A 16671-nucleotide genomic window follows, 5' to 3' on the forward strand; every position below is an offset into this window, starting at 1 on the left:
ATTACGTCAGGGGTATCATGCCAGCGCAGCGGAAATCCAATGGCGGGAAAAGCCCGTTTATTCGGGCTCTTTTCGGTGATTTTGTCGCAAACCGCCCCAGGCGGCGTTAACCCCCTGAAGCGGAATGGACCATCAGAAGCCGAGGCTGTCCAGCAGGTCGTCCACCTGATCCTGGCTTGCCACCACGCCCGCCTTGCTGGCGTCGAGCTGTGGACCATTGAGCAGGCTTTCGTTCTCGCGTTTTGGACGGGCTGCCGGTTCCGGGATGTTCTCCAGCAGCACCATCAGCAGCTGGCGCTCAATCTCCTGGATCACATCCATCATGCGCTTAATGACCTGACCGGTCAGGTCCTGGAAATCCTGCGCCATCATGATGTCCAGCAGCTGGGCATTGGTGAAGCTGGTGTGACCAGGCACATCCCCCAGGAACTGACGGGTGTCGGTCACCAGTTCGCGGGCATCCGCCAGCTCGATTGGGTTCTCAAACCACTCGTCCCAGCGTTTGGTGAGCGCTTTCGCACCCTTTTCCATCGCATCCTGGTGCGGTTGTGACGCTTCAACGCTGTTCAGCGCACGTTCCGCGGCCTGAGCGGTCATCTGCACGACGTAGTCCAGACGATCGCGTGCATCAGGAATCGCTTCCGCCGCTTCGGCAATTGCCTGATCCAGACCCAGCTCACGCAGGCTGTCACGCAACATGCGCGTCAGGCTGCCGATGCGGACGATAATGTCGCTCGGCGAGTGTTCTTCAACGGGTTTCATAGCAGGTTGCATCATAACCAACACCTCACATGCCGAGTTTCTCGAAGATCTTACCGAGCTTCTCTTCCAGGGTCGCCGCCGTGAATGGCTTCACCACGTAGCCGCTTGCGCCCGCCTGTGCAGCGGCAATGATGTTCTCTTTTTTCGCTTCTGCCGTGACCATCAGAACCGGCATGGACGCCATTCCCGCATCAGCACGAATGGTTTTCAGCAGTTCCAGACCGTCCATGTTTGGCATGTTCCAGTCGGAGATCACAAAACCAAACCCGCCCGCCTGCAGCTTGTTCAGCGCATCCACGCCGTCTTCTGCTTCTTCAACGTTATTGAAGCCCAGCTCTTTCAGCAGGTTGCGCACAATGCGACGCATGGTGGAAAAGTCATCCACAACCAAAAACTTAAGCTCTTTATCCGCCATAAAATAATACTCCTGAGTCAAATACGTATTGCCTGTCCGGCACTGATTTTCGCCAGCATCTGCTGGCTTACCTGGCTAAGATCGACCACTTCGCTCACGCCACCCATATTGATGGCCTCGCGCGGCATGCCGAACACCACACAACTTGCTTCATTCTGCGCAATCGTCCAGGCGCCAGCCTGGTGCATTGCAAGCATTCCGGCGGCCCCGTCGTTGCCCATCCCCGTCAGGATCACCCCCACGGCGTTGCGCCCCGCATGTTTCGCCACCGAATGAAACAGCACATCCACCGACGGACGGTGCCGGTTGACCGGCGGTCCGTCATGAATTTTGATTTGATAGTTAGCGCCGCTGCGCGCCAGTTCCATATGCTTGTCGCCAGGGGCGATATAGGCATGTCCCGGCAGCACGCGCTCGCCGTCTTCCGCCTCTTTCACGCTGATCTGGCACAGCTTGTTCAGGCGTTCGGCGAACGAACGGGTAAAGCCTGGCGGCATATGCTGCGTGATCAGAATACCCGGACTTGAGAGCGGCAATGGCTGGAGTACATGACGAATTGCCTCTGTTCCTCCGGTTGACGCGCCAATGACCAGCAGTTTTTCCGAGCTGAGTAAGGGACCGGCCTTCAGGGTCGCCGGCGCGGCCATCGGCGTGTGGGCGGCAAGCTTTGCCCGCGACGCGGTGCGGATCTTCTCGGCGATCATCTCGCTGTACGCCAGCATCCCTTCACGGATGCCGAGCTGCGGCTTGGTGACAAAATCCACCGCTCCCAGCTCCAGCGCGCGCAGGGTGATTTCCGATCCTTTCCCGGTCAGGGAGGAGACCATCACCACCGGCATGGGCCGCAGCCGCATTAATTTTTCGAGGAAATCTATGCCATCCATGCGCGGCATCTCGACATCCAGCGTTAGCACGTCGGGGTTATATTTTTTAATTAAATCCCGCGCTACCAGCGGATCGGGGGCGGTTGCCACCATCTCCATGTCGCTGTGGCTATTGATAATTTCAGTCATGATCTGACGCATCAGCGCTGAATCATCGACGGACAATACCCTGATTTTACTCATGCTTTTTCCTTACTCAGCGCATATACCGTTTGCCCACGCAGGCTAAACTCACGCACGAGGTTGCTGAAGTTTTCCGAGTGCCCGGCAAACAGTAAACCGTCAGGCTTGAGCAACGGAACAAACCGACGCAAAATGTCCTGTTGCGTCGTTTTATCAAAATAGATCATGACGTTACGGCAAAAAATGGCGTCGAACGGCCCCGGCACGTTGTACTGCTTATCCAGCAGGTTAACGGGCGCGAATTCGACGCAGTTCGCCAGCTCCTGGCGTACGCGTACCAGGCCTTCATGCGGGCCCGTGCCGCGCATGAAATAACGCTGCAGCTGCTGCGGCGACAGCGTTTTCAGTTCATCCTGGCGATAAACACCGTTACGCGCCTTCTCCAGCACTTCGGTATCGATATCGCTGGCGTAGACCTTCCAGCGTCCCGGCGCCATCCCCAGCGTATCGGCAAGGGTGATCGCCAGCGAGTACGGCTCTTCACCCGTCGAGGCGGCCGCACTCCAGACGCGATACTCCCCGGTGCGCCGGCGCGCATGCTCGGCCAGGACCGGGAAGTGGTGGGCCTCCCGGAAAAATGCCGTCAGGTTGGTGGTTAACGAGTTAATAAAAGCCTGCCACTCTGCGCTGTTCTGGTTCGCCTCGAGCATGCTCAGATAGCGGCCAAAATCATCCAGCCCCAGCGTACGCAAGCGCCGCACCAGACGGTTGTAGACCATGTCCCGCTTATGATCCGCAAGCACGATCCCCGCACGCTGGTAGATTAACTGACATATCCGACGAAAATGCGCGTCGGACAGCGCGAGGCGCTGTGTCATCTGCAACAATAATGACGTTTGCCCAGGGGGCATTGGTGATGTCATAGCGCCTTCTTAATTACATTCAGGATACAACTGGCACGGCCTGCGACCGCCCGACTTCTGTTACTGCTTCAACGTGCTCTTTCACATTAAATACCGCGACCAGCCCGGTCAGACGATCCGCCTGGCTGGCCAGCTGATCGGTTGCCGCTGCCGCTTCCTCAACTAACGAGGCGTTCTGTTGCGTCACCTGATCCATCTGGGTGACCGCCTGAGCAACCTGCTCAATCCCGCGACGCTGTTCATCCGACGCCGAGGCAATCTCGCCCATGATGTCGTTCACCCGCGTCACGGAGGTGACGATTTCGTGCATGGTTTGTGCCGCCGTATCCACCAGGGCAGAGCCTTGCTGAACCCGTGACACCGATTCTTCAATCAGCACCTTAATTTCTTTCGCCGCGTTGGCGCTGCGGCTCGCCAGGTTACGCACCTCACCCGCCACCACCGCAAATCCGCGCCCCTGCTCCCCGGCACGCGCCGCTTCAACGGCAGCATTCAGCGCCAGAATGTTGGTCTGGAATGCGATACCGTCAATCACGCTGATGATGTCACCAATTTTCTGTGAACTGGTGGCGATCTCCTGCATGGTGCTGGCGACGTGGGACGCCTGGTCGCCGCCCTTCTTCGCCGTCATCGCCGCCTGTTTTGACAGGTCAGACGCCTGACGCGCGTTATCGGCGTTCTGGCTAACCGTCGCGGTCAGCTGCTCCATGCTGGCTGCCGTCTGCGCCAGCGAGGCCGCCTGCTGCTCGGTGCGGGATGAGAGATCGTTGTTACCCGCCGCAATCTCTGAGATCCCGGTGTGCATGGCATAACTGCCCTGACGCACGTCGGATACCGTTTCCCGCAGCGATCCCTGCATCGCCTTCAGGCTGGCAAAGATCGCCGAAATTTCGTTTTTGCCGAACACCGCCACCGGACGCGCCAGGTCGCCTTTCGCAATGCTGTCGAAGTGGCTGCTGATAATCGCCAGCGGCTGCACAATCATTTTGCGTGACCAGAGCAGCGCGGCGCCGGTCAGCAAGCCCGCCAGAATCACCATCACGCCGAGATGACGCCCGACATGTGATAGCTGGTGCGGCTTGCTTCACCGGCGCGCAGAACAGACTGATTGATATCCTGCTGCCATGCGTCAAAGCTGCCGTCAAACGCCGCCTGTGAGGCCTGAACCGGCGCGGTCATAAAGTCCGACAGCTGGTTGTTCTCAAGCCACGTCGCCTGATGGTCGAGATCGCTGTACCACTGTTCAAAGTGGGTCTTCATGGCGGCCTTCAGCGCTTTCTCTTTCTCGCTGCCGGTGGCCTGTGCCGCAAAGGTCTTAAACTGTGCGTCAGCCTGTTTCAGGCTGTCGCGTGCGGTGGCCATCAGCGCCTTAATGTCATCCGGCGGATAACTTAGCGCGGTTAAGGTTCCCGCCTTGTTCAGCGCAGTGCTTGCCTGCAACAGCACGGCACGGGTTTGTGCCAGTGCGGAGCGCTGCTGATTACTCGCCTCAACGTCCTGCAAATTCTGATAGCCATCGCGAAACGCCCAAAAAGACAACCCGTTACTGCCAACCTGCAACACACCGCAAAGGATCAGAATCAAAAACAGTGTGGTCGAGATACGAATACGATTTAACATCCACGCTCCCATCAAGCGGCAAGCAGCCGCGGTTTAATTGTCAGTCAAAATGTTTCCCAGTTTTCATCTTGTCCGGTCGTCGCGGTACGCGTATGGTTTGCAGCCGTTTCAGCGGCTGGCGCGCGGTACGTCGCCTGCGGGGTGACCGTGTTTCCAGCGAGTGAAGCGAGACGAAACGCCGAGACGGCCATCTTCAGACGGCTCGCCTGGTCTTCCAGCGCAGCGGCCGCCGCAGCGGACTCCTGCACCAGGGCGGCGTTTTGCTGTGTCACGCGATCCATTTCCGATACCGCCAGGGCAACCTGGTCGATACCACGACTCTGCTCATCAGACGCAGAGGCGATTTCACCCATGATGTCCGTCACGCGGGTGACGGCATTCACGATGTCATTCATGGTCTCTCCGGCGCTTTCCACCAGCACGGAGCCGGTATCGACGCGGGAGACGGAATCTTCAATCAGCGATTTGATCTCTTTTGCCGCGTTGGCGCTGCGGCTGGCCAGGTTGCGCACTTCCCCGGCCACCACGGCAAACCCGCGTCCCTGTTCGCCCGCGCGCGCCGCTTCCACGGCGGCGTTCAGCGCCAGAATGTTGGTCTGGAAGGCAATGCCGTCGATGACGCTGATGATGTCGGCGATTTTCTTCGAGCTCTCGGCGATGTCGTGCATGGTTTTCACTACGCCATCCACCACGCGGCCGCCGCGCTGCGCCGTCTCGGAGGCGCTTTCCGCCAGCTGAGACGCCTGGCGGGCGTTATCGGCGTTCTGCTTCACGGTCGCGGTGAGCTGCTCCATGCTGGCCGCCGTCTCTTCCAGGGCGGACGCCTGCTGTTCAGTGCGCGAAGAGAGGTCGTTATTGCCCATCGCAATTTCGCTGGTGCCGGTATAGATGGCATCCGTGCCGCTACGCACGTTGGCGACGGTATCGATAAGCGAACGCTGCATATGGTCAACGCTGTTTGCCAGATCGGTGATCTCATTGCGCCCGGACACGGTCAGCGTTTTGGTCAGGTCACCGCCGGCAATGTCACGAATATGGGCGATGACGCGACCGAGAGGGTTCAGTAGGATATGGCGAATGCCGTACCAGACCGCGATCAGCACAATGACCAGCGCCAGCGCCAGCACCGCCATCTGCCATTTCGCAAAGCGGTAGTCATTCTGGCTTTCAGCAAACGCGGAGTGATACAGATCGCCACTGACCTTTGCATATTCCCCCAGCGCCGCGCCGAGGGCGTTTTGCATCCCCTGCGTCGGCTGCGCGAAATAGGCGTCCATGTTGCCGCTCTCCAGGAACTGAATCAGCTCTGCCAGACCGGCATGGTAGGCGTTGTATTTTTCGTCGATATTCTGGCTCACCTGCTCCATCGCAGGCTGCGGGGTGATTTTCTTAAAGGCCTCGTAATGCTTTGCGGCATCCGCAAGTGTCGCCCGGGCATTTTTCAGCAGATCGGTTTTCGCGCTGCTCTGCTGATTGTTGGGATCCATCATCATGCGCGCGGACGAGCGGCTCAGGTTGATACGCGTTTGCAGCATCAGATCCCACGTTGAGGTGAGTTCACTCTGCTGCAGGCGGAGATCGTTCGAGGCCGCGAAGCTGTCCTGGTTCTGTTTTAATGACGAGAAAAAAAGCCCGCCGGAGATAAGCTGAAGTAGTGCGAAAATGACCAGCACCATCATAAGCATTGTGACAACGCGGATACGGTTCAACATACAACACCTTCTCATAGATTTATTAACGGTGTTATCGGCACAGCCAACAGGAACTTTACATTTGAGAAAGGGAAAAGCGCGGGGTTAGAAAGCCACGTCGACAATCAGCGTATCGGTGTAGGTTCCGGCGGGTGGCGTGGCCTGATTAGTCAGCACTTTCGCGGTGTAGTTGTAGGTACGCAGTAAACCGTCGGCACTGACCTGCGACGACGTCGCGCTGGTCCAGCGTTCGCTGCCGCTGCCGCCCCAGCGGTTACCCGTGGCTTCTTTATAGATGTCATAACTGAGGTAGTTACTGCCGCTTACCATCCGGCGCACGTTATTCAGCGCGTTAGCACCGTTGTTAATGCCGATGGTATAGGTACTGCCTTTGGTACAGGTGACGGCAATCGCCTGTGAGACGGTGGGGAAACTTTGTACCAGCGGCGCACTGTTGAAGTTGACGTCCGGCGTGGTCATGGCGCTACAGTCGTTGGTGACGGTCATATCCAACGTGATGCTGGTTCCTTTCGTTCCGGTTTGCAGTCCCGACAAACACGCGTTGAGCACGCCCACCGAGCAGACTCTATAGGTGATATCGAAGTTTAGCGTCACCTGATAAGGACCCGCGGTCACATTTTGCCCCGGTACCGTGCGGAAATAGAGAGGGATATTGTATTGTTTGCCGCCGATCAGATTTAACAAGGTACTGCTGTCCCAGGTATAGGTTTTACTGGTCTGCACTTCGCTGTTGTTAGCGCAGCCCGACTGCCCGCACAGGCGCGTCGGGATCACATCGGTGATGGCCGCGTTGTCGGTGCGCTTCATGGTCGCACGACCATTGGCCGAAACGGTAGCTGAGACAAAATTCAGCGTGATGGTGTCCCCGGTCAGCAAGTTCACTAGCGCATCACAGGCTACGACCAGTGTTCCGGTGGTTGCCACTTCGCCAGAACCACTCAGCGCGAATGAGGTTACACTCCCAAACGCGGCGTTGACCGTACTGACTCGACAGTCAGCCCAACTGCCGCTGGCCACCAGCAGCAGAAGCATAAACAGCAGGCGCGTCATGGCGCCTCCCGACACACCAGCGGACCGTAGGTTTGCAGCTTGTGCTCCGGGTTGGCTCCCACGGTCAGGGTGACCTTGCAGCGTTTTCCGTCAGGCGCGATCACCTCCAGCGGATTCACATCGCTAAGGTTTTCCAGCCAGGCAATACCGTCATACCCCACCACCGCATTGCTGCGCGAGGCACGCCGGACCTGGCTTCCCACCGGCAGCGCCTGGCCGCGCGCATCGTGGAGGATGACGCTTGCCACCCTCTCCTGCTCCATCGGGAAATCGACCAGATAGCCGCTGTGACGCCGAATCGCAATTCGCCGCTCGGTCTCTTTCAGCCGGGTGTCCGCCGGCAGGTTCAGGGTATCAATGCGGTAGCTTGCCGGGTAATACGCCGACACCCCGCTGACCAGCAGGTAACCGTTGTTATTCGTTTTGCCAACGGGCTGGTTCTCATAGCTGACGGGCACGTCCGGATGACCGTCGGTACTGATGACCACAAACGCATCGTTGATCTTATTCGCCGCGAACAGCTCGCCGTCCATCAGAACAATCGCGCCCATCGCCTCGCCCCACCAGGTCATCATGTCCCTTTCGCCGTAGCCGCCGCCCTGCAGTTCAATATTGTTATTACGCCAGCCCAGCGTGCCCTGCTGATAGTCACTGGATTTTGACTGGTTGGCCCAGGCCATGTTCCAGCTAAAGCCGCCGTCAGACGGCATGGAATGGTTGTAGTTAATGCGCTGGGTATTGCCCGCATCCGGGGTGTTTTCGACGGTGAACGCGGCGCTGTCGCGTGCCCCCAGCGGCACCTGTAGCGACAGCGCGACCGTCCAGTCTCCCCGCTGCTGGTCCCGGCTCCCGGCGAGGTAAATACTGCTCGCGCCCCACAAATTACGGCTCCATGAGAGATTAAGCAGCTCGGTTTTTTGACTGTCAAAACTCTCCACGCCAATCCAGGCTGCGCCGATGTTGCCGTACTGTCCCAGGTTGAACGTCAGAGAATACTGGTCCGTATTGCGGCTGAAGCTGGCGATGGGTTTATCGTTCTCGTCATACACCGTAGGCTGGTCGTACAGGGCCAGATTGCCAAAGCCGCGGTCCCGACGCGTGTGCTGGGTGGCCACGCTGAACTCGCTGGTGCTGTACTGGTAACCCCAGTTGATTTGCCCGCCCGCCTCCCCGCGCATGCGGCTTTGCGAGTAAGAGGTATTCACCACGCCAAACTGGCCGAGTTTAATCACCGTCCCGGCCCCGCCCAGTGCCAGCGCCTGCGCCCCTTCGGCATGACCCTCCAGCGTCAGCCAGTCCGTCACCCCGTAGCGATACGAGCCGCTGCCTGCCGCCGGGCCGTAGTCAAAATTCTTGATACCGTAATTACGCCGCAGGCTGCCCAGCGTCACGGCGCCGTCGCTCAGCCCTTTTTTGAGCAGGTCGCTGGAGACGTAAAACGGCAGCGTGGTGCTGACCTGGCGCCCTAATGCATCCGTCGTGACCAGTACCGCATCCCCGGCGCCGTTGATATAGGGCAGATTGGTCAGGGTGAAGGGGCCCGGCTGAAGCTGGGTTGAGCCGGACCGATAGCCGTTGATAAAGAGATCCACCGAGGTGGGTACCGCCGCTTCCCCCGCGAATTCGGGCAGCGGCCACGTCACCAGGTCAGGGCGCAGGGAGAAATCTCGCCCGACGCTGATCCCTCCCATCCGCACGCTGGAGCTCCAGCTCAGGGCATCGCTGATCACGTCCCCGACGCTCCAGCTCATTGCGTCATCCTCATTCGTGAACAGCAGGGTCGTGTCATAGCGGACATACCCTTCCTGCTGACCGTCGTTACCGGTGAAATTTTCCCGGGCATAGCCGGTGGAGGAAAACGAGCCGTTCTCATTGAAATAGCGGAATTCATGCCAGAGGGACGCCTGTCCGCCGATATGCTCCGTGTGGTTGGTGTAGAGATCGTAATTGAGCAGCGCGCCGCGCCCGAAGTGCGGTTTGGCCTGCGCCGTTTGCGCGCCGAACGGCGTCACGCGGGATGCGACCCAGTCCCGGGGAACGGTCAGCAGCAGACGTTGCCCGGCGCTGTCGTACTCCACCCGAACCTGAGAAAGCGATGAGAGACTCACCTCTCCGGCAGGAACATGTTCCGGGGGCAGCCCCGCGCGCAGCAGGTCAGCGCTGGAGATAAAGAAAGCGCCTTTGCGCTGCGTCACGGGCACGACCAGACCGGTATCGTAGTGGTTGAGCACGAGGGCAAGCTGGAAGACCGCTTCATCATGTATCGCCTGTGCCTGGGGCGGCGGCGGAAGGCTGTCATCGCCGGGCTCAGCCCAGGTCGCGGAACTGACGCAAAGCAGTATCATCATCGCCGGCTTCAGTTGACGGGCGTCGACTGCCATTGTGCGTCCCTGGCATTAATCTGCGCGCTCATCCGCTCTGGCTGACGAACGCCTGCGGGTATCGGCCAGCTGCGGGTGCTGCGGGGAAGTACGTAACCCAGCAATCCCTCCGCGACCGTGCGTTTCTGCCCTCCCTGCTCCAGCGCCACCTGGCTCAGCCTGACATGGACATCCCCCCGATTCCGAACCTCCAGTACCGGCTGCCCATCCGCTCGCGTCACCCGCCAGCTCAGGTTCCGGGTCTCCACCAGCGCGTGATGCGCCCCTTCTTTTATTGTCGGGATCCCCTGGCCATACACAAACAGCGGAATGGAGTAACGCATCTGCAACTTGAGGCCGATGGCGGGTTCTGCTTTGGCATCAGGCTGAGGAATTTCATCCACGATAATGCGGTAGGCCTGTTCGACGCCTGCGGGAACGGGGGCCTGCTTAATAAGACGGATAAGCTGCTTGCTGCCTGTGCCAATCGTGACGATGGGCGGGCTGGCGACCACATCCTGCTGCGCGGAGTAGCGCTCGTGTCCGTCCTCCTGCTTCCAGCGCACAATACGCACCTGCATCGTGGTGGCGCTGTTTCCCTGGTTCTGGATCCACAGCTCCGTGGCGTTGGCGTCTGCCGCAAGCCACGGGTCGATAGGCCAGAGCAGAATGGTGGCTGCCGCCTGCGCCTGACCGGTTGCCACAGCCATTCCCAACGCGCCCGCCAGACAAACAGGTCTGAAAACTGGCTTCATCAACACTCTCCCTTTATTACCATGACAAGGTCACGGTGAGCTGATCGGAATACGTTCCTGCCGGGCTAAATCCGGTCAGTAGCGCCACGCCAAAAAGCGGCAGCGCGATGTTATTGCTGTTGCTATAGGTCACCGGTATCGCCTGGTTGACGCCAATTTCGCTGTTCGCGGCCAGCGAGCTGCTGCTGTAAAGCCGGTATCCCACCACGTCGGCGCCGTTCGAGCGCTTCATGCGGCGAACGGTTGAATAATTCTGTCCGCCATTAATGCTCATGCTCAGCGCCACGCCCGGCGTGCAGGCGATAGACAACGCCCCGTTTGGCACAAAGCTGGTGCTGACCGGTGCGCTCTCGACGCCGTTATGGGTGCCAAAATCCAGCGTCCCGAGCACCCCTCCGCTGCCGGTGGCCACCGCGCATCCCGGAACAATCGTCGCGCTGACCTTAAAGGACTGTGACGTCACCGCCTCCGCCGCGGGCGTCATCAGCAATCCGACGATCAGCGCGAAAAAAGGCTGCACGTGTCCCTCTGCGCATATGCGCAGACCAGTAAGAGTTGCCTTCATGGCGGTGCAGGACTAATAGGTGACGCTGACGTTAATCGTGTCGGTGTAGGTGCCCGGGACGACCGTCACGCTGTTACCGCCGCCGGTAATACGTCCGTAGAGGGTGTAACTGTCCACCCCTCCGGCCGTAGAGGCGATCGGCAGCGCGGTGTTATTGGCAATCACGCTGTTAAACCCGCTGTCGCTGTACAGGCTGTATGCCACGCCCTGTGCCGCGTTGGCGGTGTTAACCAGATAGCGCGCAGGGGTTCCCGGGGTGCCGACAACGGTGCCGGGTGCGGTGGAGTTGGTGTTGCCGGTGATCGCCACCGTATAGCTGGCGGTCGTACATTGAATAGTGAAGGTGTTTCCGCCGCTGGCGCCGGTGAGCTGCGTGGTCAGAGTGGAAAACGTTGCGGGATGGGTGCCGAAATCCAGTGTCCCGAAGTTAATCCCGTTTTGCGTGGGCGATCCGTTTATCAGACAACCGTTCGTGAGCGTCAGCGTCGCGCCGATGGTGCCGCTACTGGTGACGGCCAGCGCCTGATGGACCGTTGTCGCAGTCAGTAAGGTGCCTGCGCAGATCAAAAGGAGTTTTCTTTTCATTTACCACCCTCCAGAAGACGTCTCCGTTCCCTTGCCACGTTTTATTTTTGTCGTTCAAGATGTTAGCCCCGCTTAATGTTCCTCTGAGGGGGGTTATTGAGAATTTAGTTTACGGATATCGCTTCGACCACCTGCCCCTTAACGCATAAGCACTTTGTCTTATTGACTTCTTATTGCCTTAAATAACAGAGAGTTAAATTATTTTTTTCAGCATTTTCATGCTATCAGGAGAGAATATATCCATTAAAGTGTGATGCAGATCACAATATATCGTCAGGGCAATAACAACAAAATTAATAAAACTTAAAAAGGAGTTGTATCCCCCTACGCTTTGCGTCAATTTATGTGCCGAATAATTTCCCGCGTCGTAATAAAAAATTTATATGTATCGGTGCGGGCTACATCTGAAGCGCATAGAGGGTCTTTTTTCGTGGCAAGTGCAAACAAACTCACACTCTTCATCGTGATATTCATGCTGGCGGGTATTCTTTCAGGGGCAGCAATTCATGAATATGCATCTGCGGATGCCATCAAAGCCTGGTCGGATAATATTACCCTTCTGACCGATATTTTCCTGCGACTGATCAAAATGGTCATTGCGCCGCTGGTCTTCAGTACGCTCACCGTCGGCATTATGAAGCTGGGCGAAACCTCCACCATTGGCCGCGTGGGCGGCAAAGCGATGGTATGGTTTATCAGCTCATCCGTGCTCTCAATTCTGGTCGGCCTGTTTATCGTCACGCTGGAGCATCCGGGCAGCGGGCTGAACCTGACCGTCCCGACCGAAGCGGTGGATACCGGATTAGCCGTTGGGGGGATGACGCTGAAAGCGTTCCTGTCTCACACCATTCCGACCAGCATCGCGGGGGCGATGTCGAACAATGAGATCCTGCAGATTGTGGTGTTCTCAATGTTCTTTGGCATTGGCGGCGCGTCGCTGGGGCAGAAATTCAATGCCCCGCTGGTGGCCGCGCTGGACGTGGTTTCTCATATTATGCTGAAGGTCACAGGCTACGTAATGTACGTTGCGCCGCTGGCCATTTTCGCGGCAATCTCCTCCGTTATCGCCACGCAGGGTCTGGGCATTCTGTTGAACTATGCCTCCTTTATTGGCGGCTACTATGTTGCCATTCTTCTCACCTGCATGGTGCTGCTGGCCGTGGGTTACATGGTGCTGAAAAAAGAGGTGTTCCGCCTGGTCAGCATGCTGAAAGATCCGGTTCTGGTGGCGTTTACCACCAGCAGTTCTGAAGCGGCCTACCCTAAAACGCTGGAGCAGCTGGAGCGTTTTGGCTGCTCGCGCAACATCGCCTCTTTCGTACTGCCGATTGGCTACTCCTTCAACCTGGTGGGGTCGATGGTGTACTGCTCTTTCGCCTCGATGTTTATTGCGCAGGCGTACAACATTCATCTGAGCTTCTCTGAGGTGACGGTGCTGATGCTGACCCTGATGCTGGCCTCAAAAGGGATTGCGGGCGTACCGCGCTCCTCGCTGGTGGTGCTGGCCGCGACGATCCCAAGCTTTAACATTCCGGTGGCCGGTATTCTGCTGCTGATGGGGATCGACCACTTCCTGGATATGGGCCGTTCCGCAATTAACGTTCTGGGTAATGGTATTGCGACCGCCATGCTGTCGCAGAATGAAGGCGCGCGGGACGCGGAAGCTGAAGCTGAACTGGTAAAGCAGGAAGCGTAATGGCATGAAAAAGCCGGGTGGCGGCTTCGCCTTACCCGGCCACCAAATGGCCCGAACACGTAGGCCGGGTAAGCGTCAGCACCACCCGGCTTTGTTTTTATGCCACGCGACTCGCCGCGATATCCAGCAGTGAAGACGGCCCCGAGCATTAACGTATGGGTGGCCACGAAAGCTGAGCAGGTGGAGCAGGCTGTAAAAACGCCGGGTGGCGGCTTCGCCTTACCCGGCCTACAAATGACTCGAACACGTAGGCCGGGTAAGCGTCAGCGCCACCCGGCTTTGTTTTTATGCCACGTGACTCGCCGCGATATCCAGCGGCGAAGAAGGCCCCGAGCATTAACGTATGGGTGGCCACGGAAGCTGGGCTGGTGGAGCAGGATGTAAAAACGCCGGGTGGCGGCTTCGCCTTACCCGGCCAACAAATGACTCGAACACGTAGGCCGGGTAAGCGTCAGCGCCACCCGGCTTTGTTTTAGGCTACGCGACTCGCCGCGATATCCTGCAGTGAAGACGGCCCCCGAGCATTAACGTATGGGTGGCCACGAAAGCTGAGCAGGTGGAGCAGGATGTAAAAAAAGCCGGGTGGCGGCTTTGCCTTACCCGGCCTACAAATGGCTCGAACACGTAGGCCGGGTAAGCGTCAGCGCCACCCGGCTTTGTTTTAGGCTACGTGACTCGCGGCGATATCCAGCAGCGCCATCTCATCGCTGTTCAGCAGCTTCTCAATGTTCACCAGAATCAGCATACGCTCGCCGAGCGCGCCCAGACCGGTCAGGTATTCGGTCGACAGCGTGACCGCAAACTCTGGCGCAGGACGAATCTGATCAGAGGTCAGAGAAAGCACGTCAGACACGCCATCCACCACGATCCCCACCACGCGCTGCCCCAGATTCAGGACGATCACCACGGTGTTGTCGTTGTAGTCAACGTCGCCCTGGCTGAACTTCACGCGCAGATCCACGATGGGCACAATGACGCCACGCAGATTGGTGACACCTTTAATAAACGCAGGCGTGTTAGCGATGCGGGTAACCTGGTCGTAACCACGGATTTCCTGCACTTTCAGGATATCGATGCCGTACTCTTCATCGCCTAAAGTGAATACCAGAAATTCCTGTCCTGATGGCTCGCCCGCCAGTTTCGTTACATTACTCATACCGGTCATGTTATTACCTTCTACTTAATCAGGCGGCTGTGTACGCCACACGTTGTTCACGATTTAATCCCTGAAGCGCCGACACGTCGACGATCAGCGCCACGCTACCATCACCCAGAATGGTGGCGGCAGAAATACCCGGCACTTTGCGGTAGTTGCTTTCGAGGTTCTTCACCACCACCTGGTGCTGACCGATCAGCTGATCGACCAGCAATGCGTAGCGGCGGCCCGCGCTTTGCAGGATCACCACGATACCCTGCGTGGCCTCGGTCTTCGCCCCGTCCACTTCGAACACTTTCCACAGTTCCACCAGCGGCAGGTACTCACCGCGCACTTCGAGGACGCGCTCGCCGCCCGCCAGCGGATGCAGATCTTCCTCACGCGGCTGGAGGGATTCCATCACGGCGTTCAGCGGGAGGATAAAGACTTCGTCCGCCACTTTGACTGACATGCCGTCGAGGATCGCCAGCGTCAGCGGCAGCAGGATGCGAATGGTCGTGCCGGAACCCTGTTTGGACTGAATCTCAACGTGGCCGCCCATCTCCTGGATGTTACGTTTCACCACGTCCATGCCCACGCCGCGCCCGGAGACGTCGGTCACCTGCTCTGCGGTAGAGAAGCCCGGTGCGAAGATCAGCATGCCCACTTCTTCATCGGTCATGTTTTCATTGACCGCCATTCCCTGCGAAATCGCTTTTGCCAGGATGCGCTCGCGGTTCAGACCTGCGCCGTCATCGGTCACTTCAATGCAGATGTTTCCACCCTGATGTTCCGCAGACAGGATCAGATTCCCGACCGGGGATTTCCCTGCGGCAATGCGGTTTTCCGGCAGTTCGATACCGTGGTCGAGGCTGTTACGCACCAGGTGCGTTAACGGGTCAATGATGCGCTCGATCAGGCTTTTATCCAGTTCGGTTGAGCTGCCCATCAGGGTCAGTTCAATCTGCTTGTTCAGCTTGCTGGCGAGATCGCGAACCAGACGCGGGAAGCGGCTGAAGACATATTCCATCGGCATCATACGGATGGACATGACCGATTCCTGCAGATCGCGGGCGTTACGCTGCAGCTGGCCCATGCTGGTAATCAAATCCCCGTGGGTGACCGGGTCGAGTTCGTTTGAACGTTGCGCCAGCATCGACTGGGTGATCACCAGTTCGCCCACCAGGTTAATCAGCTGATCAACCTTCTCAACGGCGACACGGATGCTGGTCGACTCGCTGGAGCGCGCGGCAGGTTTTTCACCACGGCCCGGTGCAGCAGCCTCTTTTGGCACCGCCTTGAGCGCCGGAGCCGCAGGCGCCACAGCCGGTGCGGCAGCCTGAGCGACAACAGCCGCCTCTTCCACAGCCGCAGGAACGTCAACCGCGACCGTTTCGGTTTCGAAGGCGATTTGATCGGCTTCAATCACAAAGCACAGCACCGCCACGATATCGTCCTGGCCAATACCGTCATCAAGCGTCGCGGCCAGGCTGTCTTTGCCTTTAACCACGTTGCTTAATTTCGCCAGGTTACCCAGCTCTTCTTCCAGCAGGTTAACTTCATTCTCTTTCAGGCGAGACAGTACCACGCGCAGTTTGCCCGCCGGTGCGTCGGCAGGGGCAGACGCCTGCGCGGCAACCGTATCCACAACGCTCAGTTTTGCGGCAGGAACCACGGCTGCGGCAACCTCACCTTTGGCTTCCAGCGCGAGCTGGCGCAGCGCATTGCAGATGTATTCAAAGCTGGCGGCGTCAGGCTCTGCCGAACTTTTATAGGCGTCGAGCTGTTCCTGCATAATATCTTTGGTTTCCAAAAACAGGTTGATAATGTCGGTATTGAGCTGCATCTCACCGCGTCGTGCTTCATCAAGCAGGTTTTCCATTAAATGGGTCGTTTCCTGCAGGATGGTAAATCCAAACGTTCCGGCTCCGCCTTTAATGGAATGCGCCGCACGGAAGATGGCATTGAGCTGCTCGGAATCCGGTGCTTCGGGCACCAAATCGAGCAAGTGTTGCTCCATATCGGCCAACAATTCGTCGGCTTCATCAAAGAATGTCTGGTAAAAATCGCTAATATCCATGCTCAC

General features: G+C 58.1%; 13 protein-coding genes and 1 pseudogene. 1 reads left to right on the top strand and 13 read right to left on the bottom strand.

Features of this window, described 5'->3' with window-relative positions; all coding sequences use genetic code 11:
- Positions 1 to 132: 132 nt before the first annotated feature.
- The 11 genes and pseudogenes from cheZ to N6P30_RS07025 all read right to left on the bottom strand — a co-directional run bounded on the left by cheZ (position 133) and on the right by N6P30_RS07025 (position 11754).
- Positions 133 to 777, bottom strand: coding sequence for a protein phosphatase CheZ (gene cheZ / locus N6P30_RS06975; protein WP_008500432.1), 645 nt, complete (start codon positions 775 to 777; stop codon positions 133 to 135).
- A 10-nt stretch (positions 778 to 787) separates the two neighbouring features.
- Positions 788 to 1177 carry a chemotaxis response regulator CheY gene (cheY, locus tag N6P30_RS06980; RefSeq protein WP_008500431.1) on the bottom strand — a complete coding sequence of 130 codons (390 nt, stop codon included), beginning with the start codon at positions 1175 to 1177 and terminating at the stop codon, positions 788 to 790.
- A gap of 17 nt (positions 1178 to 1194) precedes the next feature.
- Positions 1195 to 2244 carry a chemotaxis response regulator protein-glutamate methylesterase gene (locus N6P30_RS06985; protein ID WP_008500430.1) on the bottom strand — a complete coding sequence of 350 codons (1050 nt, stop codon included), beginning with the start codon at positions 2242 to 2244 and terminating at the stop codon, positions 1195 to 1197.
- Positions 2241 to 3107 carry a protein-glutamate O-methyltransferase CheR gene (cheR, locus tag N6P30_RS06990; RefSeq protein WP_008500429.1) on the bottom strand — a complete coding sequence of 289 codons (867 nt, stop codon included), beginning with the start codon at positions 3105 to 3107 and terminating at the stop codon, positions 2241 to 2243. The genes N6P30_RS06985 and cheR overlap by 4 nt, the downstream gene beginning before the upstream one ends.
- 19 nt (positions 3108 to 3126) lie before the next feature.
- Positions 3127 to 4727, bottom strand: a pseudogene (gene tap, locus N6P30_RS06995) (methyl-accepting chemotaxis protein IV).
- Positions 4728 to 4771: 44 nt separating this feature from the next.
- On the bottom strand, positions 4772 to 6439 hold the full coding sequence (tar, locus tag N6P30_RS07000; RefSeq protein WP_023293966.1) for a methyl-accepting chemotaxis protein II: 1668 nt from the start codon (positions 6437 to 6439) through the stop codon (positions 4772 to 4774).
- 84 nt (positions 6440 to 6523) lie between these two features.
- Positions 6524 to 7489 (bottom strand): spore coat U domain-containing protein, encoded by a 966-nt coding sequence (locus N6P30_RS07005; RefSeq protein ID WP_023293967.1) that lies wholly within the window; start codon positions 7487 to 7489, stop codon positions 6524 to 6526.
- Complete coding sequence (locus N6P30_RS07010) at positions 7486 to 9870, bottom strand: fimbria/pilus outer membrane usher protein (RefSeq protein ID WP_023293968.1); 2385 nt, start codon at positions 9868 to 9870, stop codon at positions 7486 to 7488. The genes N6P30_RS07005 and N6P30_RS07010 overlap by 4 nt, the downstream gene beginning before the upstream one ends.
- On the bottom strand, positions 9846 to 10604 hold the full coding sequence (locus tag N6P30_RS07015; RefSeq protein ID WP_023293969.1) for a molecular chaperone: 759 nt from the start codon (positions 10602 to 10604) through the stop codon (positions 9846 to 9848). Before N6P30_RS07015 ends, N6P30_RS07010 begins: the two co-directional genes overlap by 25 nt.
- Positions 10605 to 10620: 16 nt before the next feature.
- Positions 10621 to 11169, bottom strand: coding sequence for a spore coat U domain-containing protein (locus tag N6P30_RS07020; protein WP_025912278.1), 549 nt, complete (start codon positions 11167 to 11169; stop codon positions 10621 to 10623).
- A gap of 12 nt (positions 11170 to 11181) precedes the next feature.
- On the bottom strand, positions 11182 to 11754 hold the full coding sequence (locus N6P30_RS07025) for a spore coat U domain-containing protein (protein ID WP_008500422.1): 573 nt from the start codon (positions 11752 to 11754) through the stop codon (positions 11182 to 11184).
- 430 nt (positions 11755 to 12184) lie between these two features.
- Here N6P30_RS07025 and N6P30_RS07030 point away from each other — a divergent pair, with 430 nt between their 5' ends.
- Positions 12185 to 13450 (top strand): dicarboxylate/amino acid:cation symporter, encoded by a 1266-nt coding sequence (locus tag N6P30_RS07030; protein ID WP_008500421.1) that lies wholly within the window; start codon positions 12185 to 12187, stop codon positions 13448 to 13450.
- Between the two features lie 661 nt (positions 13451 to 14111).
- On the opposite strand, the gene cheW is transcribed toward N6P30_RS07030, so the two are convergent.
- Both cheW and cheA read right to left on the bottom strand, forming a co-directional pair.
- Entirely contained in the window at positions 14112 to 14615 is a 504-nt protein-coding gene (cheW, locus tag N6P30_RS07035; RefSeq protein ID WP_008500420.1) for a chemotaxis protein CheW, read from the bottom strand.
- 19 nt (positions 14616 to 14634) lie between these two features.
- Positions 14635 to 16671, bottom strand: a complete 2037-nt coding sequence (cheA, locus tag N6P30_RS07040; protein WP_023293970.1) for a chemotaxis protein CheA — start codon at positions 16669 to 16671, stop codon at positions 14635 to 14637.

The sequence above is a fragment of the Enterobacter sp. PL1 genome (genome assembly GCF_945957325.1).
In the GTDB taxonomy this organism is placed as follows: Bacteria; Pseudomonadota; Gammaproteobacteria; order Enterobacterales; family Enterobacteriaceae; genus Enterobacter; species Enterobacter roggenkampii.